The sequence below is a fragment of the Chryseobacterium daecheongense genome, from assembly GCF_003729955.1.
GTDB classification, from domain to species: Bacteria; Bacteroidota; Bacteroidia; order Flavobacteriales; family Weeksellaceae; genus Chryseobacterium; species Chryseobacterium daecheongense.
Genome location: NZ_RJTX01000001.1, coordinates 170,350 through 195,608, shown reverse-complemented (window position 1 = coordinate 195,608; position 25,259 = coordinate 170,350). Strand labels below are relative to the sequence as shown.

Below are 25,259 nucleotides of genomic sequence, written 5' to 3'. Positions count from 1 at the left end.
ATTATTGTTATACTAAACGGTTTTCTTTCTGTTAATCAATGATATGAGTCCCCAGGCTGCAACATATGAAATTCCTGCGATAAAGAAAATAATATTGTAACCGCCATTGACGTTTCCTGCCTTTTTGAATGTGTCCAAAACGATCCCGATGAACAACGGAAAAATAATTCCTGCTGCTGAACCAAGCATTCCTCCAAAACCAATGACAGAACTCACATAACTGTTAGGTAATTGATCTCCAACTGTGGTCATAAGATTAGCTCCCCAACCCTGGTGTGCGGCTGTTGCAAAAGCAATGATAATCGTAATCATCCACATATTATCTACATATTTTGAAAACATTACCGGAACCACCATCAATGCAAACAATAACATTGTAATACTTCTGGCCCTTCCGATTGCCCAGCCTTTTTTGATCAGAAATGATGAAAGATATCCTCCGCCGATACTTCCGATTGTAGTTCCACTATAAATAACAATCAATGGAAGGGATGGTTTTGTTAAATCCATTTTGAATACATCCGAGAAATAAGCCGGTAGCCAGAACATAAAGAAATACCAGATAGGATCGGTTAATATCTTACCGATGGCAAATGACCATGTTACTTTATATTTGAGTAATTCTGATAAAGGAATTTTAGTTTTCTCTTCCGTCTTTTCAGCCTGATCACTTTTTATGTATTGCAGTTCTTCTTTGCTGAGATTTTTTGTTTTCTCCGGTACGGCATAGAATTTCCACCAAAGAACAATCCAAACCATACCTAGAGCACCGATCCATATAAAAGTCTGCCTCCAACCGTAATGTCCAAGAATGAACGGAACCAATAGCGGTGCTAAAATAGCTCCTACAGTCGCTCCCGAATTGAAAACCCCGGTTGCCAGTGCTCTTTCTTTTTTTGGAAACCATTCAGCCACTGATTTGATGGCAGCAGGAAAGTTTCCTGCTTCACTGATCCCCAACGTGCTTCTCGCAATAATAAATCCGATAGTACTTTTAACAAGACCATGTCCTATAGAGGCAAGGCTCCATACAATAAGGGAAACGGCATACCCGATTTTGGTTCCTACCCTGTCTATAAACCTTCCCATTGCCATATAACCGATGGCATAAGTTGTGGTAAAAGCCATTACGATATAACTGTAATCTTTTTCATCCCAACTGAATTCTTTTTCCAGCACAGGTTTCAGCAAACCCATTACCTGACGGTCAAGATAGTTGATCGTAGTGGCGAGAAAGACGAGAGACAGCATCCACCATCTTATATTGCGGTTTTTAGGAGCCTGCATTTAGTTATGATTAAGTTGTTGTAGTAATTTTTTTGTTTTCAGAGTCAGTTCTTCTTCATTAACATCTTTTCCTATAAGTGAGCTTCCCAGTCCAACTGCTACAGCACCTCCATTGAGCCATTCTCTGATATCTTCAGTTTCTGCATGGATTCCTCCGGTTGGCATGAAATTCATTCCCGGGAAAACAGGCTGTACAGATTTAATATAGTTCTTCCCTAAAGCATCTGCCGGGAATATTTTAACCAGGGTTAACCCATTCTGAAATGCAATATTGATATCAGAAGGGGTAAAACAGCCCGGAATCAGTAGGATGTTTTTTTCGAGAGCACGTTTCACCAATGCTTCACTGATCACCGGTGTAATGATGAAATCTGCTTTTACACTGGCATAATCATCCATTTCCTGTATGTTTTTTACCGTCCCGATTCCTAACAAAAGCTCAGGAAATTCTGTATGGAAAATGGCTTTCATTCTGGTAAAATTTTCCAATGCCTGATGGCCCCGGTTGGTATATTCTATCACACGGATTCCTGCTTCGTATAAAGCTTTTATGATATTTTTTGAAACTTCAAACGATTCGTTATAGAACAACGGAACTATTTTCTGCTCTTTTATTTTTTGTAGTATTTCACTCATAATGTTTCGATATTAATGCTTTCATCAATGGTATCTCCTTTTACAAAAAGCTTTTTAAAAGCAACTTTTGTGGCATCCTCCAGTACCTGCTGTTCAGGATTTCCTTTTAAAATTCCATGAATCAAAGCGGCCATAAAAGAATCCCCACTTCCTACTCTTTCTTCAATTTTATCTGCATCATATTTTTCTGAAATCAAAAGCTGTTTATCAGCAAATAAAGTGGCAAAATAATTGACCTGTTCTCCGTTTGTAAAGCGGAAGGTATTCGCAATTTTTTCCACATTCGGAAATTGTTTCCTGATTTCCAACGCTGTTTTTTCGGCCTGTTTCAGAAGGTTTTCATCATCAAAATTTCCGTTAAGTTCATATTCAAAAGGAATATTCACAAACTGCTCAACAGACCAGATATTTCCCATAAGAACATTGACAAAAGGCATAAGCTCTCTAATTTTGTGAGGATTCTGGTTTTGCCAAAGCAACGCTCTGTAATTCAGGTCAAGAGAAACCGTAATATTTCTTGTTCTGGCTTCTTTCATGATCTGTAAACATTTGCGAAATGCATTGTCACTCAGGGCCGGTGTGATGGTACTGATATGCAGCCATTGTACCTCTGAAAATATTTCATCATCGTTGAAAGTTTCAAAACCCGATTGGGTAAAAACAGACGGAAAGCGATCGTACACCACCGAAGCATTCTGCATATCTCCATCAGAAGAAAGATAAAATGTTCCTATTCTCCCCTTGTTTTTTTCTGCAAGGATTTCTATTCCTTTATTTTTAAGCTGAAATTCTAACTGATTTCCAACAAAATTCTCAGGTAAAGCTGATAATAATTTCACAGAATTCCTCCACTGGGAAAGTGCTGCCGCTACATTGTATTCGGCACCGCCCACATAAATTTTCAGAGACTGCTCATTAAGCCAGTTTCCTTCGGAATCCGGGGCAAAGTGGAGAAGCAGCTCCCCGAAACATAGTATTTTCGCTGAATCCTGCATGGTATTAGATTTCAAAATAATTTTTCGTATTGTGATAACAGATATCCTGAATAATCTTTCCTACCCATTTTTCATCATCGGGAAGAAGACCTCTTTCCATTTCACTTCCGAACAGATTGCACAAAAGCCTTCTGAAATAATCGTGTCTTGAGAACGACAGCAGGCTTCGGGAATCGGTAAGCATCCCTACAAAAGTGCTGATCAAACCGATATTAGAAAGTGTGTTCATCTGTTTTGTCATTCCATCGAGCTGATCGAGAAACCACCAGGCTGCTCCAAACTGTACCTTGGATTTGATTCCTCCTTCGTTGAAGTTTCCGGCAAGGGATGCCAGAACTTCATTAAATGCCGGATTCAGATTGTAAATAATAGTTTTGGTCAGCTTTCCTTCCGTATTCAGCTCATCAAGCAAAACGCTCAATCTCTGTGCGTAATACGGTTCTCCAATGGCATCATACCCTGCATTGGCACCCATTTTCCTGAACATTTCTGAGTTATTGTTTCGGGTTGCCCCTACGTGAAACTGCTGTACCCAGCCTTTTTCTGCATACATTTTACAAAGCTCTTTCAGCATATAGCCGCATAAAACTTCAGGATCGGAAAATGTTGAGAGGTTGCCCTTCAGGAATTCGGAAAATTCTTTTTCAAGGCTATGATTCCATTTCGTAGTATCCGGGAAATATTCAAACCCATGATCGGCTACTTTTGCTCCTGCTTCCACAAAATAATTGATTCTGGTCTGAAGTGCATTCAACAGGTCAGAAACTGATGTGATGGAAAACCCACAGACTTTTTCAAGCTTTTTAATTCCTGAAAGATATTGTTCCGGATTGATTATATTGATATAGGCATCGGGACGGAAAGCCGGAAGAACAGCCGTTTTAAATCCACTGTGTTTTAAAGCTTTATGATGAGCCAGATCATCAGCAGGATCATCTGTAGTGCACAAGGCTTCTACCTTAAAATTCTCAATGATAGATTGTGGTAAAAAGCCGGACATTTGCAGACTTTCATTCATCTGATGATACACGGTATCTGCGTTATCAAGTGATAAATATTCGCTGATTCCAAAAGGATTTTTGAGTTCCAGATGGGTCCAGTGAAACAGCGGGTTGCGAAGGGTATAAGGCACTACTTCTGCCCATTTTCTGAATTTTTCCTGATCTGAAGTATTTCCGGAAATATACTGTTCATCAACGCCAAAATTTCTCATGGCTCTCCATTTGTAATGGTCTCCATCCAGCCAGATAGCAGTTGGAGAACGGAAATTCTGATTGGCAGCAATAACGTCCGGCTCAAGATGATTGTGATAATCGATAACCGGCATGTCTTTAGCATAACCGAAATACAGATTTTCTGCCTTTGCTGATTCAAGCAAAAACAATTCTCCGAAAACGTCTTTATTTTTAATGGAATTATTCATTATTTACTTTTACTATTCTCTATTCAGACTTTAAGAAAGTTAACATTTTAAAAACAGGACCTTGAATGAAACCATTAAGATCCTGTTCGTCAGTATATGAAGAAAATTGTCTTATACTCCACTGAATGCGCTGAAGCCTCCGTCAACTGGAATCAATGCTCCTGTGATAAAACTTGCCGCATCCGAACATAGAAACTGTACAACACCGTTCAGCTCTTCCACTTCTCCAAATCTCTGCATTGGTGTTTTAGCCATTACTTTTTTACTTCTCTCGGTTAAGCTTCCATCTGGATTCAAGAGGATAGCACGGTTCTGATCTCCAATGAAAAATCCGGGTGCCACTGCATTAACACGTATTTTATCTCCAAATTTCAATGCCAGGTCAGATGCCAGCCATTGGGTAAAATTGGTAATTGCCGATTTGGCAGCAGAATATCCGGCCACTCTTGTAATAGCTGAATACGCCGCCATGGAAGAAATATTAATAATGTTTCCGCTTCCCTGTTCAGCCATTATTTTTCCGAAAACGTAGCTCGGGTAAACGGTTCCGTTGATATTAAGATCGGTAACCTCTGTCCATCCCTTCATATCCATATCAAAAAATGACTGTTCGGGAGATAAGGTTGCTGCCGGAATATTTCCACCGGCTATATTGAGCAGAATATCAATGCTGCCATACTTTTCTTTTATTTTCTCTGCAGCAGCTTCAAGGCTTTCAATATCCATCACATTGGCTTCTACAGCGAGTGCCTCTCCTCCTAAATCCGTAAGTTCTTTTACCCGGGCATCCAATGTTTCCTGGTTTCTTCCCAGTGCAACAACTTTTGCTCCAGCTTCTATAAAACTTTTGGCGAGGCTGCCTCCCAAAACGCCCGAAGCCCCTGTGATGACTGCTACTTTGTTTTTAATACTAAACAGGTCTTTCATTTTACTTTTTACTATTTTATTACAAACGCAGATTAATTTTTCTGTAATTCTGACTGTACCGCTGCCATTACTCCTTCGATCTGGCCTAATGCCAGCATTCTTCCTAAAAATGAATAGCCGGGGTGATACCCTTTGTCAATATCTTCTGTTAAAAGTCTTCCGTGATCAATTCTCATGGGCAGATCAGGGTTTTCTTTTTCGAATACACGAATCACTTCAATGAGCTTTCCCCTTCCTCCCAAATGATGAGCCTCGATGAAATCGCCGTTTTCAAAGACGTTTGTACTTCTCAGGTGGACGAATTTTGTGCGATGGGCAAACTTCTGAGCCAGTTTCGGAACATCATTCTGAAGGTTGGCGCTTAAAGAACCGGCGCAGAACGTCAATCCGTTGTGAGGATTATCAACAGCTTTCAGAAGCCAGTCTATATCTTCTTCATTGGTCACTATTCTTGGTAAGCCCAGTAATGAAAACGGAGGATCATCAGGATGTACACACATCTGGATATTCCATTTTTCACAGACAGGCATTATTTTTTCAAGGAAATATTGCATGTTCCGGCGAAGCCTATCTTTATCGATTCCATTATATAACGCCAATAAACTTTTGAATTTTTCTACAGGATTCAATTCACCTTCCTTTATATTTCCGTTAACGAATCCCTGTGTTTTTACAATAACTGAGTCTATCAGATCGTTATTATCTTTTTCCGTTAAAGTATTTTTTAACTCTTCTACCTTCTGAAGGATTTCTGTGTTGTAATCGTTTTCGGCTCCCTCTCTTTGAAGGATATGAATTTCAAAATAAGCAAACTTGGCTTTATCAAAATAAAGTGATGACGAACCGTCTTCCCATTCGTGAAAGAGGTCGGTTCTTGCCCAGTCGAGAACAGGCATAAAGTTGTAGCAAACTGTTGTAATCCCAGATTTACCCAGATTTTCAAGGCTTGTGATATAATTTTCTATCAAAGAGTCACGGTCTTCACCTCCGTATTTGATGGCTTCACTTACGGGAAGACTTTCTACAACAGACCAGCGAAGTCCGTGGCTTTCTATATAGTTTTTGTAATCATTGATGGCCTCCAAATTCCAGATTTCTCCGTTTGGGATATCATGCAGTGCAGAAACAATTCCTTCTACTCCTATTTGACGAAGCGTATTCAGTTCTATTTTGTCTTTTTTGCCAAACCAACGCCAGGTTTTTTCCATAATTTTAAATTTTAATTCAATTAAACAAAGCAGGTGCTTTCACACCTACTCTGTTACTGATATGAATGTAGAAAATAATTAATTGTATCCGGGATTCTGGTATTTTGCCTTAATATCTGCAGAAACTTCCATCGCATCAATCTGATTCTGAGGAATTGGTCTCAGATAGTGAAAAGGCATTATTGTTCTTGTTACCGTTTGCGGAGTGTGGTCTCCATAAGAAGCGCCTCCAATTTGATAAGTAGCAGCATAATCTCCCCACTTCTGTGTACGCACCAGATCATACCATCTGTAAAATTCTCCATAGTATTCACGAGATCTTTCTGCAAGGATATAATCAATGGTAATTACGGATGGTGTTGCAGCAATCATGGCAGCACTGTTATCCATTACATAAGAAGTATTCTGGGCATTATTGAACTTCCATTTTCCGGCACGGGCACGGATGACATTGATAAGGTCTCTGGCCGTCATAGCTCCTGAAGCTCCTTTTACTGCTGCTTCCGCAGCAATAAAATAGAATTCTGAAAATTTGGCAACACTGAAAGGACGGGTTAATCCTGCATTAGGATATCCTAAGCCGTTCGGATCATCGGTACGATAAGTTCCTATTTTCCATAAGCCAGGATATACAATTCTGCTGATTCCATTCGGTGCGATTACCCAATCTGCTCTTCCTGAAAGCGTACCTGCTCCTACACCGCTTTGTCCGGCTCCTGTAGGGTAAGAAGGCGTCTGGCTGTCATCGTTAAGGAAACTTAAGATAGCTCCTCCCGGCTGTACAGGCAGATTATTGGCATTATAAAGTACAGGAACTGTTGTAAGACCTGTCCCATTTTTGTGCCAGTTTCCTCTGTATGTGGTTACAAAAGTACCATCATAACGGGAATCATTGGTTTTATCGGCAAAAGTATTTTTAATAACTCCCAAGGTAGGACACATACGAACCCATGGACGCCCCAGAGACTGTGCCGCTTCACGCTGTACTGAGCTTACAACATCTGCCCCTGCCCACGCTGTGGTTTTACTGCTTTTGATAGCTGTGTAGTTCCATGTCTGCATCCATGCCGCAAAATTATCTGGTGCCCAACCTGAACCAAATCCTACAGGATCACCCTCATTATAGTATGTACTTGACTGTATATGGTCTGCATACAGCATAGATTCAGTATTTCTGTCATTTGAACCTACATTGACATCATAGAAGGTAGGTTGAAGCGCATAAGGTCCGGGATTATTGATCCCCTCCATTGCAATATCATAAGCCTGTTGGAAATACCATTGGGCATTATGCCCATCAGGATCAGTTCTTGCAGCTTCCGGATAAGTAGGAATATTGTTGGGGTTTTGCAGCCACCATCCGTAGGTAAGATAAGCCTTGGCAAGCATTAATCTAGCTACATTTTTGGTTACACCTCCCGTTACCCTTGGTGATGAAGGTAAATTTTCTATTGCTTTTTTAAGATCAGCAAAGACAGCTTTTGTATATACTTGCGGAACGGTATTCCTTGCAGAATTTGTGGACGGCAAAGTGTTATATTTCAATTCTCCTGCGCCTAAATCCAAAGGAACCCCTCCATAGGTCTGAACCAGCATGAAATAGTAAAATCCACGGAAGAAACGGGCTTCAGAAATCATAGATTCTACAATTCCGAATCCGGGTCCTTTTTCAATAATCCCGTTGGCTGTATTGATGTATGGGAACACTGAATTCCACACCATACTTGTAGGAAATGTATTGGAATTGATATTTCCGTTTCCGGACATATCCAGTTCTTTAAAATTGCCATCAGCACTTTGTGCCCATGTAGATTCGTCAGTTCCGTTCTGGCAATTACTCATAAAGTATCCGTTACCATACAATAATCGGAGCTGTCTGTACAAGGCCGTAAATCCCTGATTAACTCCATCTGCTGTATTAAAATAATCAGCCGTATATATTGATCTTGGCTGTTCATCAAGAATTTCATTACAACCTGTAAACGTTAAAGATAAAAAGATTGCTCCTAATACCAGTTTTTTGTTAAAATTTATCATGACTGTACAGTTTTAAAAGGTTAAGTTAAGTCCCATCAAGTAATTTCTTGTGGAAGGGTTATTGGTTCCTATAACAAGCTGACGGCTTTGATATCCGCTTACTGCCTGATTTTCATTTCCGAAAGAGTTGGGCTCCGGATCCATTCCTGAAAACTTATGATAAGGAGAAAATAATACAATAGGGTTGGTTACGGTGAAGTAGATTCTGAGGCTATTGACTTTCAAATCTTTTAAAAACTCTTTATCAACATTGTATCCTAATGTAATGGTACGAAGTTTAAGATAAGAAGCGTCAAACATCGCTAAAGTAGAAGAATATTTAGGGTTGTCACCACTTAAATGTCGTCCTGGACGCGGAAAATAGGCATCAGTATTATTTTCTGTCCAGTAATCAACATCTACGTTATTTCCTCTTCCCGTTAATCTGTTAAGATAACTTGCAGATCCATAGATGGTACTTACCAGGATTCCTCCGTGCTGGAAAGCTCCTACCGTACTTAGTTCAAAATTCTTGTAAGCAAATCGCATATTGAATCCTCCCTGATATTTCGGGGCTGTATCAAAAATCTGTCTGTCGTCAGGTCCAATTGCTCTTACAGGGGTTCCATCAGGGTTATAACCTCCGGTGTAAAGAACTTTAATCGATCCTATAACATCTGCCGGGGTGCCTGGCTCCAGAATGCTCTGATAAGGGTCACCAGCCTGCCAAAGACCTATATATTGATAATCATATAATGAGTTAATATTATGACCTACAAACCATAAGTTATTGACGTCACGTTCTGTTCCGGATGCAAGAGATAAAATTTTGTTTTTATTGGTATAAAAATTAATTCCAGCTTCCCAAGTAAACCCATCCGGATTATCAAAAATGATTCCGTTTAAGGAAACTTCCAACCCTTTATTTTCTGTTTCTGCAACATTGGAAACGATAGATGACCAACCGCTGGTCGCCGGAAGGCTCTTCTGTGTCAACAAGTCAAATGTATGGGTTTTGTAATATTCCACACTTCCCGTAAGACGGTTGTTCAATATACCGAAATCAACTCCGTAGTTTTGTGTTTTTGAGTATTCCCATCCTAAATTCGGGTTGGGTGGTTGACTTCCATAGATCCCCGTACTTCCTGCACTTCCAAAATTGTATGGTGCTACATTATATCTTCCCATCGTAGAGTACGGGTCCACAGCCTGATTGGAAGTCTGTCCCCATCCAGCTCTGAATTTAAGAAGATTAATAATTTTGATATTCTCCATGAAAGATTCATTGGTAACATTCCATCCTAATGATAATGCCGGATACGTATGCCATTTGTTCCCCGGAGCCAGCCTGGAAGATCCATCGGCACGAAGTGTTGCCGTCAGCATATACTTGTTATTGTAAGTATACATTACTCTTCCCATGGCGGAAAGCAAACCTGTTTTCCAGTAGATCTGGTCTTCAGGTCTTACTGTAATATCTGCCTGAGGTGACTGTCCAAGATTATAATACTGGAAAAAGTCTGCAGGGACATTCTTTGCACTCATGTATGAGCTTGTATACTTATTCTCTTCTGCAGAATATAGTGCTACGGCATTGATCTTATGTTTGCCGAATGTACGGTCGTAAGTCAAGAGGTTTTCCAATACCCAGTGATAAGTCTGGTTATTACCTCTTCCTGCCGCTGACGGTCCCAGAGGGTTCGTATTAAAGACCCCTACACCGGTGTAATTTCCGCTGTTTGAAGTTCGGAAATCCAAACCTACATTTAATCTGTATTTCAATCCTTTGATTGGAAGACTGGCTTCTCCGTACAGATTGTTATATGATGCAAAAGCCTTGGTTTCATCGATGTATTTATCTCCCAGACTCTCTAAGCTTTCTCTGGTATAGATCCATGTCTGATCGATACCACCTGCGGTACTCATCACTCTTTTCAGGCTGCCATCCGCATTATAAGGGTTGGCAATAGGAGAATAGCCCAAAACGGCTCCCGGATTTACTCCGTTCCCTTCTGAGATGGAATAGTTTGTATTGGTTGTAAACCCGAATTTAAAGACAGAACCCACCTGCTGGTCAATGGCCATTCGCAGGGCAAATCTTTCATAACTTTGAATCGGAATTAATGCATTTTGCTTGAAGTATGACAAACCAACATTATAATTACCGCCTTCGGTTCCACCTGAAACACCGATATCATGACTGGTCATCATCGCCGGTTTGTAGTACAGGCTTTGCCAGTCTGTATTAACACTGTTATTTTCATCCGCCCCGTTTGAATACAAAGGTGTTGTATTTCCCGCAGGAATCGCGTAAGCACGCAGCTGCGCAAACTTAGGACCATCCATCATAGGATATTTTGAAAACAGGGTCTGAACTCCGGTAAAAGTATTGTAGGTAAATCTTGGCTTCTGTCCCTTTGCTCCTCTGTTGGTCGTAACGAGAATAACTCCGTTTGCTCCTCTGGATCCGTAGATTGCCGTAGCAGAAGCATCTTTCAGGATATCAATACTTTTGATATCACTGGAGCTTATATCTCCCAATGAGCCCACGAAAGGAATTCCATCCAATACAATCAACGGGTTATTATCTCCTGTCAAAGATCGGGTTCCCCTAATACGGATCTGCATTGTAGCACCCGGTTTTGTGGAAGTTTGTGAGATATCAACACCAGCCGTTCTTCCTTGTAGTGACTGGGTAATATTAGCAGAAGGTACTTCACGCAGAACATCTCCTTTTACTGTAGCTACAGAACCCGTCACAGCTTCTTTTCGCTGGGTTCCATATCCTATCACAACAACTTCATCTATCTTATTTTCTTTAATTACTGTATCTTTCTTAACCTGTGAATATGCTATTCCGGAAGGCAATAAAGTCATGGCAAAAAATAATGCAGCTCTATTGCTTTTTTTGAAATAAAATCGGTTCATAATTATTATTTTTTAGTATTAGTTGTTAAATAAAAGGCTGTTTAATAATTATAGTTTATAAAAATCCTTAGTGTTTATAAGCCTTTTATCTTTTTATTATATATACATATTCACGATGGCTTCAAACAATTCCTGTTTTCCGCTTTTTGGCTGTGGTTCGCCGATTTCGTGAGCTATTCTCTGAAGATCTTCCAGTGTAAGCGTACCCTCCTCGAATGCTTTCCCATTTCCGTTATCAAAAGAAGTGTAGCGGTCTGTTCTCAGTTTTTTGTAATCCGAATTTTCAAGAATATCTGCAGCTGCAAGAAGACCTTTGGCAAAAACATCCATTCCTGAAATGTGAGAAATGAATAAATCTTCAGCATCAATAGAATTTCTTCTGATCTTGGCATCAAAGTTTACTCCTCCTGTTCCCAGACCTCCCGACGGAAGCAGTACAAGCCATGCCTGAACCATATCATAATAATCGATCGGGAACTGATCCGTATCCCATCCGTTCTGATAGTCTCCCCTATTGGCATCAATACTTCCTAAAAGCCCTGCATCTACAGCAACCTGAAGTTCATGCTCGAATGTATGCCCTGCCAATGTAGCATGGTTTACTTCGATATTCAGTTTAAAGTCTTTATCTAATCCGTAGTGTCTCAGGAATCCGATTACTGTTTCAGAATCATAATCATACTGATGTTTGGTAGGCTCCATCGGTTTCGGTTCGATCAGGAAAGTTCCTTTAAAACCTTGCTGACGTGCATAGTCTCTTGACATGGAAAGGAAACGGGCCAGATGATCTTTTTCACGCTTCATATCCGTGTTTAAAAGACTCATATATCCTTCTCTTCCACCCCAGAACACATAATTTTCACCTCCCAATGCTATCGTAGCATCTATTGAATTTTTCACCTGAGTTCCTGCGCAGGCTACTACATCAAAATTGGGATTGGTAGAAGCTCCGTTCATGTATCTTTCATGGGTGAAAACATTGGCTGTTCCCCATAAAAGCTTAATTCCTGTTTCCTGCTGCTTTTGTTTTGCATATTCCACAATGGTCTGCAGGTTTTTCTCATAGTCTTTCCAGTTATTAGCAGGGTCTACCAAATCGATATCATGGAAGCAGTAATAGTTGAAGCCCATTTTAGACATGAATTCAAAGCCTGCATCCATTTTGTGCATTGCTCTGGTCACTGCATCATTTCCGATATCCCATGGGTGGTGGATGGTGGGCCCCCCGAACGGATCGCTTCCGTTTGCACACAGGGTGTGCCACCATGCCATCGCAAATCTGGTCCAATCTTTCATAGGTTTCCCCATTACGATCCTTTCTGCATCATAATAGCGAAATGCCAACGGGTTCTTGCTTTCCTTCCCTTCAAACTTAATTTTTTCAATACCCGTAAAAAACTCTTTTGTACCTGTTAAAGTGTTCATATTTATCTGATTAATTTTAATTTGTCCTTTTAATTTTTGCGTAGAGATTCCCTTCTCACTGATTCTCAAAAGTCAGTAAGAGGATGAAAAATACTGTTGTAATTTTTTTAGATTATTTCATTAAGATGATGTTTCCATCTGGCATAGGCTTCTAAATATTGTTCTTGTTTTTCATGTTCGGGCTCTATCACCGCTATTTTTTCAAGTGAAGAAAATGCTTCTCTGGAATCTGAATAAAATCCTATTCCCATTCCCGCAGCTCTTGCAGCTCCTACTGCTCCATCCGTATCATAAAGTTCAATAAGTGCATTGCTGACACTGGATAGTGACTGGCGAAAAATTGAACTTAAAAACATATTGGCATTTCCTGCACGGATCACCTGGATATCCATTCCGATATTTCTCATGATATCCATTCCGTATTCATAAGAGAATACAATACCTTCCTGCGCCGCACGCAGTATATCTCCCTTTGTATGTATATTGAAATTAATTCCGTGAATGGAACAACTTGTATCTTTATTTTCCAGCACCCGTTCAGCCCCGTTTCCAAAAGGAATAATACTTAGTCCTTTAGAACCGATAGGTGAAAGTGAAGCCATATCATTCATATCCCCATAAGAAGAAAGTGAGGTTGCAAAATTATGCTTCAGCCAGGAATTTAAAATTCCGGTTCCGTTGATACACAGTAAAACTCCCAGCCTGATCTGTTCCTCTGTGTAATTGACATGGGCAAATGTATTTACCCTTGATAACTTATCATATTCCAGCTGATCCAGAACCCCATATACCACACCGGAAGTTCCTGCCGTAGAGGCTATTTCTCCCGGGTTGAAAACATTCAGGGAAAGAGCATTGTTGGGCTGGTCTCCTGCTCTGTATGAGATAGGCGTACCTTCTTTTAAGCCTAATTCCTCAGCTGCGATCTTAGAAACTGTTGCCTGAATACCAAACGTAGGTACAATTTCAGGGAAAAAGCTTTTCGGAATCCCATAGTAGTTGATGATATCTTCCGAGATACAGTTGTTCTTAAAATCCCAGAAGATTCCTTCCGACAATCCTTCAATCGTCATTCCGATCTGCCCTGAAAGCCTCATCGCAATATAATCTCCCGGAAGCATTATTTTATCTATCTTTTCAAAGATTTCAGGTTCGTTTTCTTTTACCCATGCAAGTTTTGATGCCGTAAAATTCCCCGGTGAATTTAACAGATGAGTAAGACATCTTTCTTCACCTATTGCCTTAAATGCTTTTTCACCATAAGGTACAGCACGGCTGTCACACCAGATAATTGACGGTCTTAAAAGGTTCTGATCTTTATCTACCAGAATCAAACCATGCATCTGCCAGGTGATTCCAATCCCTTTAATATCTTCAGCATGTACTCCGGATTCATGCATGACAGCTTCATGCGCCAATTTCAGATTGGTCCACCAGTCAACTGGATTTTGCTCTGCCCATCCGGGATTTATAGCAGTGATTTTCATTTCTTTTTTGGGAGAAAATTCAGAAGCAATCACTTTTCCACTGGATGCCTCGATGAGACAAACTTTCACAGAAGAACTGCCAATGTCATAGCCTAGTAAGTACATAATTTTTTAAAAGGATTATTTTATAAGTTTTGTATTGTTTTTCTTGTAGATCTTCGCGTCAAATCTATAATACCTTGCTGCACGGTGTGATACGTCTTTTTGAATTTCATCCAAAGGAACTATATAAGGGAATGAAGATATTTTTTTATGAAAATTCTTAATATCAATATTTTTTTCGCTTAAAGCACTGTAGAGCTGATAGAGCTGTCTTATGGTAAATCTTTTCGGCAGCAGCTCAAAAATAATGGAGAAATCAGATTCAATCCATTTTCGTATCTCAATAAGGGACTCTGTGATGATTTTATTATGATCAAATGGCAGTACCGGAACTTCATCAATAGGATACCAGTCTACGGTATCATATTTTGTACTGTTGATCTTATGATCTATTTTACAAAGAGAAAGATAAGCTACTGTAATAATTCTGTCTATATGGTGCTTATATTCCTTATCCATCCATTTTATATCATGTGCATTGCTTGCCCTCATAGGGTCAGCAAAGCATCGGAACTGTTTAAGAACCATTCTTTTTATTCCGGTAAGTTCATGAAGTACTCTTTGTGCGGCATCATCTACATCTTCATCACTAAAAATTAAACTTCCCGGCAATTTTCTCTGTTTTTCCAACGGGATATCATCTACATGGCGTTGAACTAATAATATATTCAACCGGTTTTCATGGTCAAATCCAAATACAACACAGTCTACAGAGACATAGGTACGAATAAAGTTCTGATTCATTAGTTTGTTAACATTTTGGTAACATTACAAATATAAAAATTCATCTGAATAAAAAAAATAAATCCGTCATTATCTACTGCTTATCAATACATTACATATCGGTTTTTTATGATATGAATTGTATAAAAAATATGATAAGGTTATCATTACTTTTACACTTACTTATTTCATAAAATATGAATTCACAATTAATTGCCAGATTATTTGGCTCCTGAAAAAAAAATTATTTTTGGAATAAATATTATGATAAGAAGAATCGAATTTTTTTTCATTTTGATTGAAAAAAAAATGTAAAATACACACTTTTTATTATTAAAAACGAAGCAAACCGCTGTTTTCAATTACCATTTTTTATACTCTAACTCCAAATAATTACGAAACAATCAACTTAAACAACAATATGGTATAATAATGCAAACATGAAAAATCCCAACCCAATCCTTTATAAATTTATTTGAAAATTGCGTGAATTCAGCAACAAAAAAATCCTGCCAAATTTTAATTTTTGCAGGATTTATCGACATTTATTGCATCTGAGTATTTTATCGCTGATCTCTCAACGGAATATAGCTATGGCTATTCTTTATAATTGTCTTCAATTAAACAGTAATTAAACAACATATTTATAATGTTTTTAAACATCTAAATCATCATTCGAATAAAAGCAGAATTTCATTGGCTTTTTTAGCTCAATTTATAATCCTTTTTTTCCCTCAAGCCAATAACCCTGCGAAGAAATGTTACTTCTCGATTTACCTTTCAATACTTTTCTGAATGTCTGGACTGATTTTGCGTTCCCAGTCAATATATAATTTGCAGCGTCCCATTCATCGGTGTTGACAACCGGCAGTTCACTGATCCATTGTTCGTTTCTGAATGTGTTCTTTTTTGAAAATACCGTATAATTTTCCAAACCCAATAATTCAGGGACGTTCTGGTTCTCATCGTCCAATTCAAAATAAAACTGATATTGATGGTTATTCTTTTGCAGGATCGGCAAAATTGCGCAGGCAAGTCCCAAAGAGGTCTCATCGCCAAAGATGAACTGCTGCCTTATTGTTTCGTTATACATTTTTTTACCTCTCGGAATACTGATGCGCAATTCATCTTTTGGCTTCAGCTTGTCAATGTATCGGCTTCCGACACCATTGTCGTGAATATGAAAAATAATATCTAAAATCCGGTCACGAACATTATGATATGATGCCGTATAGTTTCTGAATTCCGTATTGCTTACACGGATAATATTGGCATACCCTATTTGGAAGTTCATTTGTGATATATCCCCCTGAAAACGTATTTTCTTTATGTCTGGACTTATATAAACGGTTTCCAATATTTTCATATCAAACATTATAGAACCCGTTTTTTCCGTGAGATCAGCCGCCCATTTTGGTAGTTTAGAAATCATTGTTTATTGCATTAAAACCTCATACAAAGGAACAGCGAATGAGGTCGGCAAACAATGGAATGAAAGGCGTAAGTATAGGACTAATCGTGGTTTTTATTCCTGAAAGTCAACGCGGTCATTCCAGTTGTTTTATTGAACAAGCGTGAAAAGTAGGCATAATCTTCATAACCCAATTCGGCAGCAATCTCCTTGACTGATTTATTGGAATGATAAAGCAATCGTTTGGCTTCCAGAATAACACGCTGCTGAATATGATAAGAAACAGGAAAGCCTGTTATATTTTTCACGCATTCATTCAGATAAGGAACGGAAATATTCAATTTTTGGGCATAGTCGGCAGGTCGTTTGGTTTTAATAAAATTGTTTTCCAGTGCTAATTTGAATGCCTTGGTTATGAGGTCAAATCGGGAAAGTGCATCCGCCTGTTTTGATTTTTCCAGATATTGCGATAGAAATAAAGAAATCAAAGTATTGCAACTATCTTTTAGCGAAGACAGATATAATTTGCTTTCTCTATCTTCAAACAGGTTAATGCACAACAGAAATGTTTGGCTGATAAGAGAAAAGTGTTTTGAATCTAGCGGTAACGGCTTTGCGGGTGAGATTTCCTGCAATAATTCCAGGTATTCAGGGTGCAGGTTTTCATTGTTGATGGCTAACAAACAAAACTCAATGCCTTCGGCTTTTAAAACCCTGTGAACCTGATTGGGTGCAATGTAAATAATAGACGGCTTTTTGATCTGATGCTTCTCAAAATCAATTTCGAAATAAGATGTTCCTTTTTCCTGTAAGATAAAAAAATGATAATCGTGCCTATGTGAGTATTCGGCTTCTTCTGAAAGTCGTAAATCAGCAATCGGATATTTCCCGACAGCGATGCCTTTGTCAAATTCCTTCGCTAAAGGCCTTACGGGAATTGATTTTGATTTGCCGGTCATTATATCTTTTACCTATTTTACTTTATATTCTTTTAAGACATTAAAGATAAAATTTTTCTCTGTAACTTTTGTTTCTCTACATTCTGCTTTCATGTCTTTTTTCTCACGGATAATCGGTCCGTTCAAGCTGATCAACGAGTAAAGTTACCATGCTTAAGTGTTTGATCAGATAAGGGTATTATATAAAAAAAGCAATCATCTTTTCAGGGTGTATTCAAGCTGATCATTTAATATCTGTCAATTTAATTTCATCAAGCATTTTTGTATATTTAAAGTCAAATTAATGTAAATGAATAAGTTAACCGCAAGGGAGAAAGAATTGAAAGTATTGGAACAGACAAAAGGATCTGAAGCTTCTCAATTAATCGACGTGTATGGTCGAGATACACTATTCAATAAAGCAGAGAAACATATTTTAGTAACAGAAGCGTTAAACAAAGGGGTTAACGGTTTAACACGTTTCGAAATTATTGACGATACCAAATTACCTAGCACAGGATGTACAACGCGGATATTAAATGAACCTGAAGAAAGCAGCTTTATATACAAGTACATAAGCTCTCAGGAAACTTCACTCAGAATAAGAAGAAGAATCTTATGTTTAATCGCTTTTTTAATTTTGGGGCTAAACAGCTTTGCCTTGTCTCAAACCGGCTCTAAATTATCTGATAAGGAAATCGCCATATGGGTAGAAAACTATATGGATTTTTCAGTAAAATTTGACAATTTCAGTGGTGTTGTTTTAGTCTCGCATAATGGAAAAAAAGTTTTTGCCAGAGCATACGGCATGGCTAATTACGAGCTGCAGGTACCCAATACATTGAATACTAAATTTCGAATTGGCTCAGTGAGTAAAACATTTACTGCTGCTGCAATTACGAAATTATATCAGGAAAATAAAATTGATTTGGATGCTTCCATTTGCAAATACCTGGATGAATGTCCAGCATTTTGGGAAAAGATAACTATAAGGCAACTATTATCACATACCTCGGGACTCGTTAGCTTTACAGGTTTGCCCGAAGCAAAAGGGAATTTCCTTTTATTGGAGCATACATCGAAAGAAATCGTCGATCTGTTTAGGGCAAAACAATTAGAATCTGCACCAGGGGAAAAATATAATTATAATAATTCCGGATATTATTTATTAGGTCTTATTGTTGAAAAAGTGTCCGGAGTTTCTCTTGAGCAGTATTTGCAGGACAATTTTTTTATTCCTTTGCAACTAAAAAATACCGGAGTCGACAAAAAGGAGACTTTGATTATAAATCGGGCATCTGGTTATCATCAGGTAAATGACAGTTTATTTGTAAACACCTCTAATATAAATATGGACAACTCTTTTGCGATTGGTGGGCTTTACTCAACTGCAAATGATTTATTAAAATGGGCAAACGTATTTGATTCTGATGTTATATTCAAAGATAAAATTAGAAAGGAAATATTAACAAAAGCACAAAATAGTAATTATGGCTTGGGCTGGGATCTTGATTCGATTGGACAAAATCCACGTTTCTATCATGATGGTGGTATTACTGACTTCTCAACTTCCTTGCAACGGATTGGTGATTTTACAATAATCGCAATAAGCAATAAAGGCAGTGATGCAGGAATTAAAGTTGCATATGACATTGTTGGCAAACTTTTTACTTATCCTGCAACTATAAGAGGCATTCAAAATGAAATGTCACATAAGACCAGCGACGAGCTACTGCAACTTATCAATAAAGCAAAGCAAAACTTTCCAAGATTCAGAATAAACGAAAAGCTCGTTAATGATGTTGCAGATGACTTGATGAAGCAAGAGAAAACCAAACAGGCAATTGAGATTTATGCACTCAATACCCTCCTTTATCCTGATAGCGAAAATGCATATCTCAAGTTAGGAGAAGCATACTTAAGTATAAAAAATTCAAAAGAAGCAATGAAAAATTTTGACAACTGCTTAAAAATAAATCCCTCTAATGCTAAAGCAAGGGAGCATTTAAGAAGATAATCACCTGAAATAGTTGAACAAAAAAACACCTTCAAATCGTTTGATTTGAAGGTGTTCTAATTTTTGCGGAGAGTGAGGGATTCGAACCCCCGGACCTGTTACAGTCAACAGTTTTCAAGACTGCCGCAATCGACCACTCTGCCAACTCTCCTTCAACTCAGGCTGTGCCTTCGTTTTCAGTGGTGCAAATATAGAACGTTTTTCTTTTTCACCAAAACTTTTTGATAAGAAATTTTAACATTGTCTAATAATGGGCTAAAAATCAGGTGGATTATTTACTACCCTTGTCGTAATTTTATGGCTACCTCATTGCAAAATATGTTTCTTTAAATGTTCATTAATCAAAAGTATAAAAAAGGAAACTTATATAATTAACATAATAAAATTTTTCCCTAACGTTTGATTTATATTTTTACATTTATAATTCTAATTAAATAAATACAGATCATGAAAAAAATTTTAGTAATTGCAACTTTAGGAGTTGCTGGACTAGTAAGCGCCAAAAACAAAGAAGTCAAATCGAATTCTATTGATTTCCCCAATTCAAATAATTTAAAAATTGCAAAAATCAGAAAAGTTTTCGGAGAAATACAATGGCATTATCTTTATCAATCCACTTGTGGATGGACATTTAATATGACTTCTGATATTGCAATACAAAATATGACCGATGACCAATATGAAGATTATATGGATGAAGTAGTTACTATGAATAATCAAATTTGCAAATTACATGGAGAAAAACCAGTTACTACTTTTACATTTAACGAATTGTATACATCTAAGGTAAAAGAAAGAGTTTAAATTAGTAGAATGAAAAAAATATTGTTTCTCATTTGTGCTGTATCATACACTATATTCTTTTCTCAAAAAAAGAATGATTTATCTGATTTGAAAGTTCGTTATTATATGATTATGGCATCTGACTCTACTCTATTAAAAAATGAAAATGAAACCTCTGTGTTTAGTTATACATTATTATGTAATACAGGCAGATCTATTTATGCAGATGAAACTGCAAAGGCTTTTTATGATTATCTAAAGAATAATCGGGGAAATTATGGACAGCTACCCATAAGCAGTTATCCAAAATCTAAGAGTAGTACTTATAAAGACGGAGATAAAATAATTGTTACACTTCCAATAGGGAGAAAAGATTTATACAGATATGAAGAACCTAACCTAAAATGGGAACTTATAAAAGATAAACAAAAAATAATCCTCTCATATCCATGTAAATTAGCAAAGGTAATATCTGATACAGGAAAAGTATATTATGCTTGGTATACCTCATCAATACCTATACCTGAAGGTCCTTTTAGGTTTAAAGGATTAGATGGGTTAATTTTAGAAGTTTACAACGAAGAAAAAACAATAAAGATAGATGCCGTTGAAATTGTAAAAGCAAAAGAATTGATTGAACCTCTTAAATATGCTTCAGTATATGATGTAAATAAATCTCAGTTCTTAAAAAAAAGAAAAGAGTATGTTATAGATCCTAATGCGGGCAATTATGAATCCAAATACAAAGCAATAGGACCAGACGGAAAGGAAATTAAAATTGAAAGGCAAGAGTCAATTAAAATAAAAGAAAATAACCTTTTAGATTAAAAAGAAATCCCCTTCTCAGGTTGGGGATTATTTGTTTTTATTAGATTGAAGGGCCACTTCGATTTGATTTAAGAAGCAAAAACAATTAACATGATTGGAAGACATTATACTATACTTTGAAGTTTCATCCCTGCAATCACCGCACAGAATCCCAACACAACACTTAAACCTGCATATAAAAACAAAGTTCCGTACTGCTGGTTCTGCCATAAGGAATAATTTTCCGCAGAAAAGGTGGAGAAAGTAGTGTAGCCACCGCAAAGCCCCGTAATCAAAAGAAATTTCAAAGAATTATCGTTCTTCATAAAATACGAAGTCAGAAACCCGATCAGAAGACAGCCCGTAATATTCACCAGGAAAGTTCCCATCGGGAACGAGCTGATGTTCCAGAGTTTCTGGGTATAATTGGAGATCAGGTACCTCAATATACTTCCTGCTCCGCCTCCGATGAAGATATACAGTAGATTTCTCATATCAAAAACAAACGCACCATAAGGTGCGTTTTATATTTTTAAGTTGAATATTAATGTAATTCCGCTAAATACTTTTCAGCATCCATTGCCGCCATACATCCGCTTCCAGCCGCTGTAATCGCCTGTCTGTAGATATGATCCTGAACATCTCCTGCTGCAAAAACTCCCGGAAGATTCGTTCTTGTAGAACCTTTTTCTGTAAGGATATATCCGTTCTCATCCAGATTAATCTGTCCTACGAAGATATCCGTATTCGGTTTGTGACCGATCGCGATGAAGATTCCGTCTACATCTATCGTAGATGTTTCCTGAGTCTGGTTGTTGATCACCACTGCTCTTTCCACAAGGCTGTTCTCCCCTTCAATCCCGATTAACTCATGGTGGAACTTCACTTCAATATTCGGCGTGTTTTCCACTCTGTGAATCATTGCTTTGGAAGCTCTGAACACATCTTTTCTTACCAGCATGGTTACTTTTTTACAAAGCTTGGCAAGGTAAGTAGCTTCTTCCGCCGCCGTATCTCCTGCTCCCACTACTACTACATCTTTCCCTTTATAGAAGAAACCGTCGCATGTAGCACAAGCAGAAACACCTCCTCCTGCATATTTTTTCTCATCATCAAGACCTAGATATTTAGCCGTAGCTCCGGTAGAAATAATAACGGTTTTTGCAAAAATTTCTTTGTTTCCTGCATATAATTTATGAACCCCGCCCACTTCTTTAGAAAGCTCTACTTTAGTGATCATTTCGTAATGTACTTTAGTATCGAATCTTTCTGCCTGCTTCTGTAAATCCATCATCATTTCAGGACCTGTGATCCCGGCAGGATATCCCGGAAAATTGTCTACTTCCGTGGTAGTGGTTAATTGTCCGCCCGGTTCCAACCCTGTATACAATTCAGGTTTCAAATCTGCTCTCGCAGCATAAATTGCCGCTGTAAAACCTGAAGGCCCGGATCCTACGATCACACAATCTAAAATATTTTGCTCCATAATTTTCTTTTCAAAAAAATTTAAAATTAACGACTGCTAATTTCGTAATTTTTAGTCTTTATTTAAAGTTATTTTAATGATACTTGTCAATATCTAATATGTCAAATGTCAATGAATCAATAGTGAATTGCCGGCTGTCAATACCTTCACAATTGACGATTCACTTTTCACCTTTATACTTTCATCTTAATCTTATCCACATGAATAATTTTGTACACCAGCTCCTTGATGAGTTCTGCTTCATTCATGTTTACGGCGCCCAATCCTTTTCCTTTCATATCAAACTCCCTTAAAATAGAGATCACTCTTGTGGCGTGTTTCAAAGGATATAATCTGGCGGTTTCGGCATAATCTTTAATAAAATAAGGATTGATGCCCATTTGCGAAGCTATTGTTTGTGGCGGCTGCCCAATCATCGTCTGGTATACAATCACATTGGAAAAATAATTATACAAGCTTGCCAACATCATCACAAAAGGATTGTTCTTTGGATTCTTCCCCATAAAATGGGCAATTTTAAACGCTGCATTCGCATTTTTTGTTCCCAACGCTTTCTGAAGCTCAAAAACATTGTATTCTTTACTGATCCCGATATGGTTCTCAATGATGGTCCCATCCAGAACCTCTCCTTCTCTGAGAATGATCTTCAGCTTATTCAGTTCATTGGCGATCCTTGAAAGATCGTTTCCAAGATATTCTGCCAGAAGATGGGAAATATTCGGGGCTGTTTTGATATTGAGACTGATGCATTCATCGGCAATCCACTTCGGAAGATTATTTTCTTTGATGGATTCGCTCAGAAAAAGTGCTTTGGCTTTGTCTAATGCTTTGGCTGCTTTTTTACGGCTGTCCAGTTTCTTATGCTTGTGGGCAAAAACCAATACCGTAGAAGGAACGGGGTTTTCCGCGTACGATTCCAGGATCCTGTTTTCCTCTTCATTCAGCTTTAAATCCTGGGCTTCCTTTACGATGATCACCTGCTTATCCCCCATCATCGGGAACTGTCTTGCCAATGAAAGAATTTCCTGGTAAGAAGTATCTTTTCCGTATACTACCGTCTGGTTGAAAGCTTTTTCATCTTCTTCCAGAAAGTCGTGCTCAAGAGCTTTTACAGCTACATCAATGAAGTAAGGTTCTTCTCCGTGGAAAAAATAAATAGGTAAAACTTCTTTATTTTTAATATTTTTGAGGATTAAATCTAATTCTTTCATCTTATAAATGGAACTTCCAAAACTGAATTTTCAGGAAACTTTTGATTTTAAATTCAAGAAAGACAAAGATAAGTTTTTTATTTATGATTTGATTCGTAAAACTTACCTTTTGCTCACTCCTGAAGAATGGGTACGGCAACACTGGATCCATTATTATCTTACGGTGAAGTCCTATTCCACGTCTGCACTGATCACGGAAAAAAAGATCGTTTTAAACGGTTTAACGAAAAGAGTCGACCTTCTAGTTACAGAAAAAGCACAGCCCAAGATTCTGGTTGAATGCAAGGCTCCGTCTGTGAAATTAACGGAGAAGACATTTGAGCAGACAGCCAGATATAATTCCATCATCGGAGCCAAAGAAATTATTCTGACGAACGGGTTGCAGCACATCAATGCGTATTTTGAGAATGGACAGTATCAGTTTTATAAATAAGGTTGAGGATAAGGTAAAGGCTAAGATTGAGAAAATTATAACCACAAAAGGCACAAAAGATTTTGATATGAACACGTTAGTACACTTGAGTTTCTAAAAGTTTAATACATGGAAAATAAAAGTTCACATAAGATGAAAATCTCAGATTTTCAAATAACTTGTGTGTACTTTGTCACCAGTAGATATTTTACTTTAAAATACTTATATATTAAAAACTTTTGTGTCTTTTGTGGTTGAATAAATACACTAAATTAAAATATTTACAAATGAAGATTAAAAACATTGTATTCGATTTCGGAGGGGTTTTAATGGATTGGAATCCAAGATATTTTTTCAAAGACTACTTTAATGATGATGAAAAAATGGAATATTTTCTCACGAATATCGCCCAACAGGAATGGAACGAGGAGCAGGACAGAGGAAGAAGCCTTGCAGAAGGCACTGAAATCCAGATTCAAAAATTCCCGGAATGGGAAAAAGACATCAGAGCGTATTATGATAATTGGACTGTTATGCTAAAGAGTGACATTCCACATAATGTAGAAGTTCTGAGGAAGCTTGGAAACACTCAATATGAACTGTTCGGTTTAACCAACTGGTCCGCTGAGACTTTTCCGTATGCATTGGAGAATTATGATTTCTTCCAGCTTTTCAATGGAAAAATTGTGGTTTCGGGAACGGAGAAATTAATCAAACCTGATCCGAAGATCTGGTATGTTTTGCTGGAAAGGTATCAAATTCAGGCGCAGGAATCTGTTTTCATAGATGATAATGCGAAAAATATTGAAACAGCCCAGACTTTAGGCTTCAATACCATCCACATTCATCCTGAAACCGATCTGGAAAATGAACTGGCTAACCTGGGTGTAAAATTTGAATAGACAGCCATATTTATAACAATTTAACAATCCTCATGGTAAGTTATTTAGTAATTTAGATGAGGATTTTTTGTTTGTCATTTCGAGAGCTTTTAATGTTAAAAACATTAGAACAACTATGTGATTAAGATTATAAAT

Annotated in this window: 21 protein-coding genes and 1 tRNA gene; 5 read left to right on the top strand and 17 right to left on the bottom strand. The window is 37.8% G+C overall.

The genetic code is table 11. The features are described 5' to 3' along the window. Window positions 1-12: 12 nt before the first annotated feature. The 13 genes from EGI05_RS00890 to EGI05_RS00830 all read right to left on the bottom strand — a co-directional run bounded on the left by EGI05_RS00890 (window position 13) and on the right by EGI05_RS00830 (window position 17,527). The gene (locus tag EGI05_RS00890; RefSeq protein WP_123261196.1) at window positions 13-1,287 is read right to left on the bottom strand and encodes an MFS transporter; all 1,275 of its coding nucleotides are present in this window, start codon (window positions 1,285-1,287) and stop codon (window positions 13-15) included. Next, window positions 1,288-1,923, bottom strand: coding sequence for a bifunctional 4-hydroxy-2-oxoglutarate aldolase/2-dehydro-3-deoxy-phosphogluconate aldolase (locus tag EGI05_RS00885; RefSeq protein WP_123261195.1), 636 nt, complete (start codon window positions 1,921-1,923; stop codon window positions 1,288-1,290). It abuts the gene before it with no gap. Beyond that, window positions 1,920-2,918, bottom strand: a complete 999-nt coding sequence (locus EGI05_RS00880; RefSeq protein ID WP_123261194.1) for a sugar kinase — start codon at window positions 2,916-2,918, stop codon at window positions 1,920-1,922. The genes EGI05_RS00885 and EGI05_RS00880 overlap by 4 nt, the downstream gene beginning before the upstream one ends. Window positions 2,919-2,922: 4 nt before the next feature. Then, window positions 2,923-4,341, bottom strand: coding sequence for a glucuronate isomerase (uxaC, locus tag EGI05_RS00875; protein ID WP_123261193.1), 1,419 nt, complete (start codon window positions 4,339-4,341; stop codon window positions 2,923-2,925). A gap of 111 nt (window positions 4,342-4,452) precedes the next feature. Next, a complete protein-coding gene (locus EGI05_RS00870; RefSeq protein ID WP_123261192.1) occupies window positions 4,453-5,268 on the bottom strand; it encodes an SDR family oxidoreductase in 816 nt (271 codons plus the stop codon). Between the two features lie 32 nt (window positions 5,269-5,300). After that, on the bottom strand, window positions 5,301-6,476 hold the full coding sequence (gene uxuA, locus EGI05_RS00865; protein ID WP_123261191.1) for a mannonate dehydratase: 1,176 nt from the start codon (window positions 6,474-6,476) through the stop codon (window positions 5,301-5,303). A gap of 78 nt (window positions 6,477-6,554) precedes the next feature. Then, window positions 6,555-8,513 carry a RagB/SusD family nutrient uptake outer membrane protein gene (locus EGI05_RS00860; protein ID WP_123261190.1) on the bottom strand — a complete coding sequence of 653 codons (1,959 nt, stop codon included), beginning with the start codon at window positions 8,511-8,513 and terminating at the stop codon, window positions 6,555-6,557. A gap of 12 nt (window positions 8,514-8,525) precedes the next feature. Further along, window positions 8,526-11,420 (bottom strand): SusC/RagA family TonB-linked outer membrane protein, encoded by a 2,895-nt coding sequence (locus EGI05_RS00855; RefSeq protein ID WP_123261189.1) that lies wholly within the window; start codon window positions 11,418-11,420, stop codon window positions 8,526-8,528. Window positions 11,421-11,516: 96 nt separating this feature from the next. Continuing rightward, window positions 11,517-12,845: a xylose isomerase gene (xylA, locus tag EGI05_RS00850; RefSeq protein ID WP_123262535.1), complete on the bottom strand. Its 1,329-nt coding sequence runs from the start codon at window positions 12,843-12,845 to the stop codon at window positions 11,517-11,519. A 107-nt stretch (window positions 12,846-12,952) separates the two neighbouring features. Continuing rightward, window positions 12,953-14,437 (bottom strand): xylulokinase, encoded by a 1,485-nt coding sequence (locus EGI05_RS00845; protein ID WP_123261188.1) that lies wholly within the window; start codon window positions 14,435-14,437, stop codon window positions 12,953-12,955. A gap of 15 nt (window positions 14,438-14,452) precedes the next feature. Further along, window positions 14,453-15,178 (bottom strand): NUDIX hydrolase, encoded by a 726-nt coding sequence (locus EGI05_RS00840; protein WP_123261187.1) that lies wholly within the window; start codon window positions 15,176-15,178, stop codon window positions 14,453-14,455. A 694-nt stretch (window positions 15,179-15,872) separates the two neighbouring features. Then, window positions 15,873-16,589 carry a siderophore-interacting protein gene (locus tag EGI05_RS00835; protein WP_123261186.1) on the bottom strand — a complete coding sequence of 239 codons (717 nt, stop codon included), beginning with the start codon at window positions 16,587-16,589 and terminating at the stop codon, window positions 15,873-15,875. A gap of 80 nt (window positions 16,590-16,669) precedes the next feature. Beyond that, window positions 16,670-17,527 (bottom strand): helix-turn-helix domain-containing protein, encoded by an 858-nt coding sequence (locus tag EGI05_RS00830; RefSeq protein WP_123261185.1) that lies wholly within the window; start codon window positions 17,525-17,527, stop codon window positions 16,670-16,672. Between the two features lie 289 nt (window positions 17,528-17,816). Between EGI05_RS00830 and EGI05_RS00825 the strand changes: the two genes are divergently transcribed. Then, entirely contained in the window at window positions 17,817-19,523 is a 1,707-nt protein-coding gene (locus EGI05_RS00825) for a serine hydrolase (RefSeq protein ID WP_123261184.1), read from the top strand. Window positions 19,524-19,589: 66 nt separating this feature from the next. Here the strand turns inward: EGI05_RS00825 and EGI05_RS00820 are convergent. Continuing rightward, window positions 19,590-19,674 (bottom strand) — tRNA-Ser (locus EGI05_RS00820). Between the two features lie 296 nt (window positions 19,675-19,970). Between EGI05_RS00820 and EGI05_RS00815 the strand changes: the two genes are divergently transcribed. Beyond that, window positions 19,971-20,327, top strand: a complete 357-nt coding sequence (locus tag EGI05_RS00815) for a hypothetical protein (protein WP_123261183.1) — start codon at window positions 19,971-19,973, stop codon at window positions 20,325-20,327. A gap of 9 nt (window positions 20,328-20,336) precedes the next feature. Further along, the gene (locus EGI05_RS00810; protein WP_123261182.1) at window positions 20,337-21,134 is read left to right on the top strand and encodes a GLPGLI family protein; all 798 of its coding nucleotides are present in this window, start codon (window positions 20,337-20,339) and stop codon (window positions 21,132-21,134) included. A gap of 104 nt (window positions 21,135-21,238) precedes the next feature. Here EGI05_RS00810 and crcB read toward each other — a convergent pair whose 3' ends face one another. The 3 genes from crcB to holA all read right to left on the bottom strand — a co-directional run bounded on the left by crcB (window position 21,239) and on the right by holA (window position 23,810). Further along, window positions 21,239-21,607, bottom strand: a complete 369-nt coding sequence (gene crcB / locus EGI05_RS00805; RefSeq protein WP_121461688.1) for a fluoride efflux transporter CrcB — start codon at window positions 21,605-21,607, stop codon at window positions 21,239-21,241. A gap of 50 nt (window positions 21,608-21,657) precedes the next feature. Then, entirely contained in the window at window positions 21,658-22,599 is a 942-nt protein-coding gene (gene trxB, locus EGI05_RS00800; RefSeq protein WP_123261181.1) for a thioredoxin-disulfide reductase, read from the bottom strand. A gap of 173 nt (window positions 22,600-22,772) precedes the next feature. Continuing rightward, window positions 22,773-23,810 carry a DNA polymerase III subunit delta gene (gene holA / locus EGI05_RS00795; protein ID WP_123261180.1) on the bottom strand — a complete coding sequence of 346 codons (1,038 nt, stop codon included), beginning with the start codon at window positions 23,808-23,810 and terminating at the stop codon, window positions 22,773-22,775. A 7-nt stretch (window positions 23,811-23,817) separates the two neighbouring features. On the opposite strand from holA, the gene EGI05_RS00790 reads away from it, so the two are divergent. Continuing rightward, on the top strand, window positions 23,818-24,243 hold the full coding sequence (locus EGI05_RS00790) for a type I restriction enzyme HsdR N-terminal domain-containing protein (protein ID WP_123261179.1): 426 nt from the start codon (window positions 23,818-23,820) through the stop codon (window positions 24,241-24,243). Between the two features lie 266 nt (window positions 24,244-24,509). Continuing rightward, window positions 24,510-25,124 (top strand): HAD family hydrolase, encoded by a 615-nt coding sequence (locus tag EGI05_RS00785; protein WP_123261178.1) that lies wholly within the window; start codon window positions 24,510-24,512, stop codon window positions 25,122-25,124. Window positions 25,125-25,259 lie beyond the last annotated feature (135 nt).

Bases quoted from the DNA above. Each gene is read 5' to 3' on its own strand.
- EGI05_RS00890 (WP_123261196.1), bottom strand. From the start codon at position 1,287: ATGCAGGCTCCTAAAAACCGCAATATAAGATGGTGGATGCTGTCTCTC.
- EGI05_RS00885 (WP_123261195.1), bottom strand. From the start codon at position 1,923: ATGAGTGAAATACTACAAAAAATAAAAGAGCAGAAAATAGTTCCGTTG.
- EGI05_RS00880 (WP_123261194.1), bottom strand. From the start codon at position 2,918: ATGCAGGATTCAGCGAAAATACTATGTTTCGGGGAGCTGCTTCTCCAC.
- uxaC (WP_123261193.1), bottom strand. From the start codon at position 4,341: ATGAATAATTCCATTAAAAATAAAGACGTTTTCGGAGAATTGTTTTTG.
- EGI05_RS00870 (WP_123261192.1), bottom strand. From the start codon at position 5,268: ATGAAAGACCTGTTTAGTATTAAAAACAAAGTAGCAGTCATCACAGGG.
- uxuA (WP_123261191.1), bottom strand. From the start codon at position 6,476: ATGGAAAAAACCTGGCGTTGGTTTGGCAAAAAAGACAAAATAGAACTG.
- EGI05_RS00860 (WP_123261190.1), bottom strand. From the start codon at position 8,513: ATGATAAATTTTAACAAAAAACTGGTATTAGGAGCAATCTTTTTATCT.
- EGI05_RS00855 (WP_123261189.1), bottom strand. From the start codon at position 11,420: ATGAACCGATTTTATTTCAAAAAAAGCAATAGAGCTGCATTATTTTTT.
- xylA (WP_123262535.1), bottom strand. From the start codon at position 12,845: ATGAACACTTTAACAGGTACAAAAGAGTTTTTTACGGGTATTGAAAAA.
- EGI05_RS00845 (WP_123261188.1), bottom strand. From the start codon at position 14,437: ATGTACTTACTAGGCTATGACATTGGCAGTTCTTCTGTGAAAGTTTGT.
- EGI05_RS00840 (WP_123261187.1), bottom strand. From the start codon at position 15,178: ATGAATCAGAACTTTATTCGTACCTATGTCTCTGTAGACTGTGTTGTA.
- EGI05_RS00835 (WP_123261186.1), bottom strand. From the start codon at position 16,589: ATGATTTCTAAACTACCAAAATGGGCGGCTGATCTCACGGAAAAAACG.
- EGI05_RS00830 (WP_123261185.1), bottom strand. From the start codon at position 17,527: ATGACCGGCAAATCAAAATCAATTCCCGTAAGGCCTTTAGCGAAGGAA.
- EGI05_RS00825 (WP_123261184.1), top strand. From the start codon at position 17,817: ATGAATAAGTTAACCGCAAGGGAGAAAGAATTGAAAGTATTGGAACAG.
- EGI05_RS00815 (WP_123261183.1), top strand. From the start codon at position 19,971: ATGAAAAAAATTTTAGTAATTGCAACTTTAGGAGTTGCTGGACTAGTA.
- EGI05_RS00810 (WP_123261182.1), top strand. From the start codon at position 20,337: ATGAAAAAAATATTGTTTCTCATTTGTGCTGTATCATACACTATATTC.
- crcB (WP_121461688.1), bottom strand. From the start codon at position 21,607: ATGAGAAATCTACTGTATATCTTCATCGGAGGCGGAGCAGGAAGTATA.
- trxB (WP_123261181.1), bottom strand. From the start codon at position 22,599: ATGGAGCAAAATATTTTAGATTGTGTGATCGTAGGATCCGGGCCTTCA.
- holA (WP_123261180.1), bottom strand. From the start codon at position 23,810: ATGAAAGAATTAGATTTAATCCTCAAAAATATTAAAAATAAAGAAGTT.
- EGI05_RS00790 (WP_123261179.1), top strand. From the start codon at position 23,818: ATGGAACTTCCAAAACTGAATTTTCAGGAAACTTTTGATTTTAAATTC.
- EGI05_RS00785 (WP_123261178.1), top strand. From the start codon at position 24,510: ATGAAGATTAAAAACATTGTATTCGATTTCGGAGGGGTTTTAATGGAT.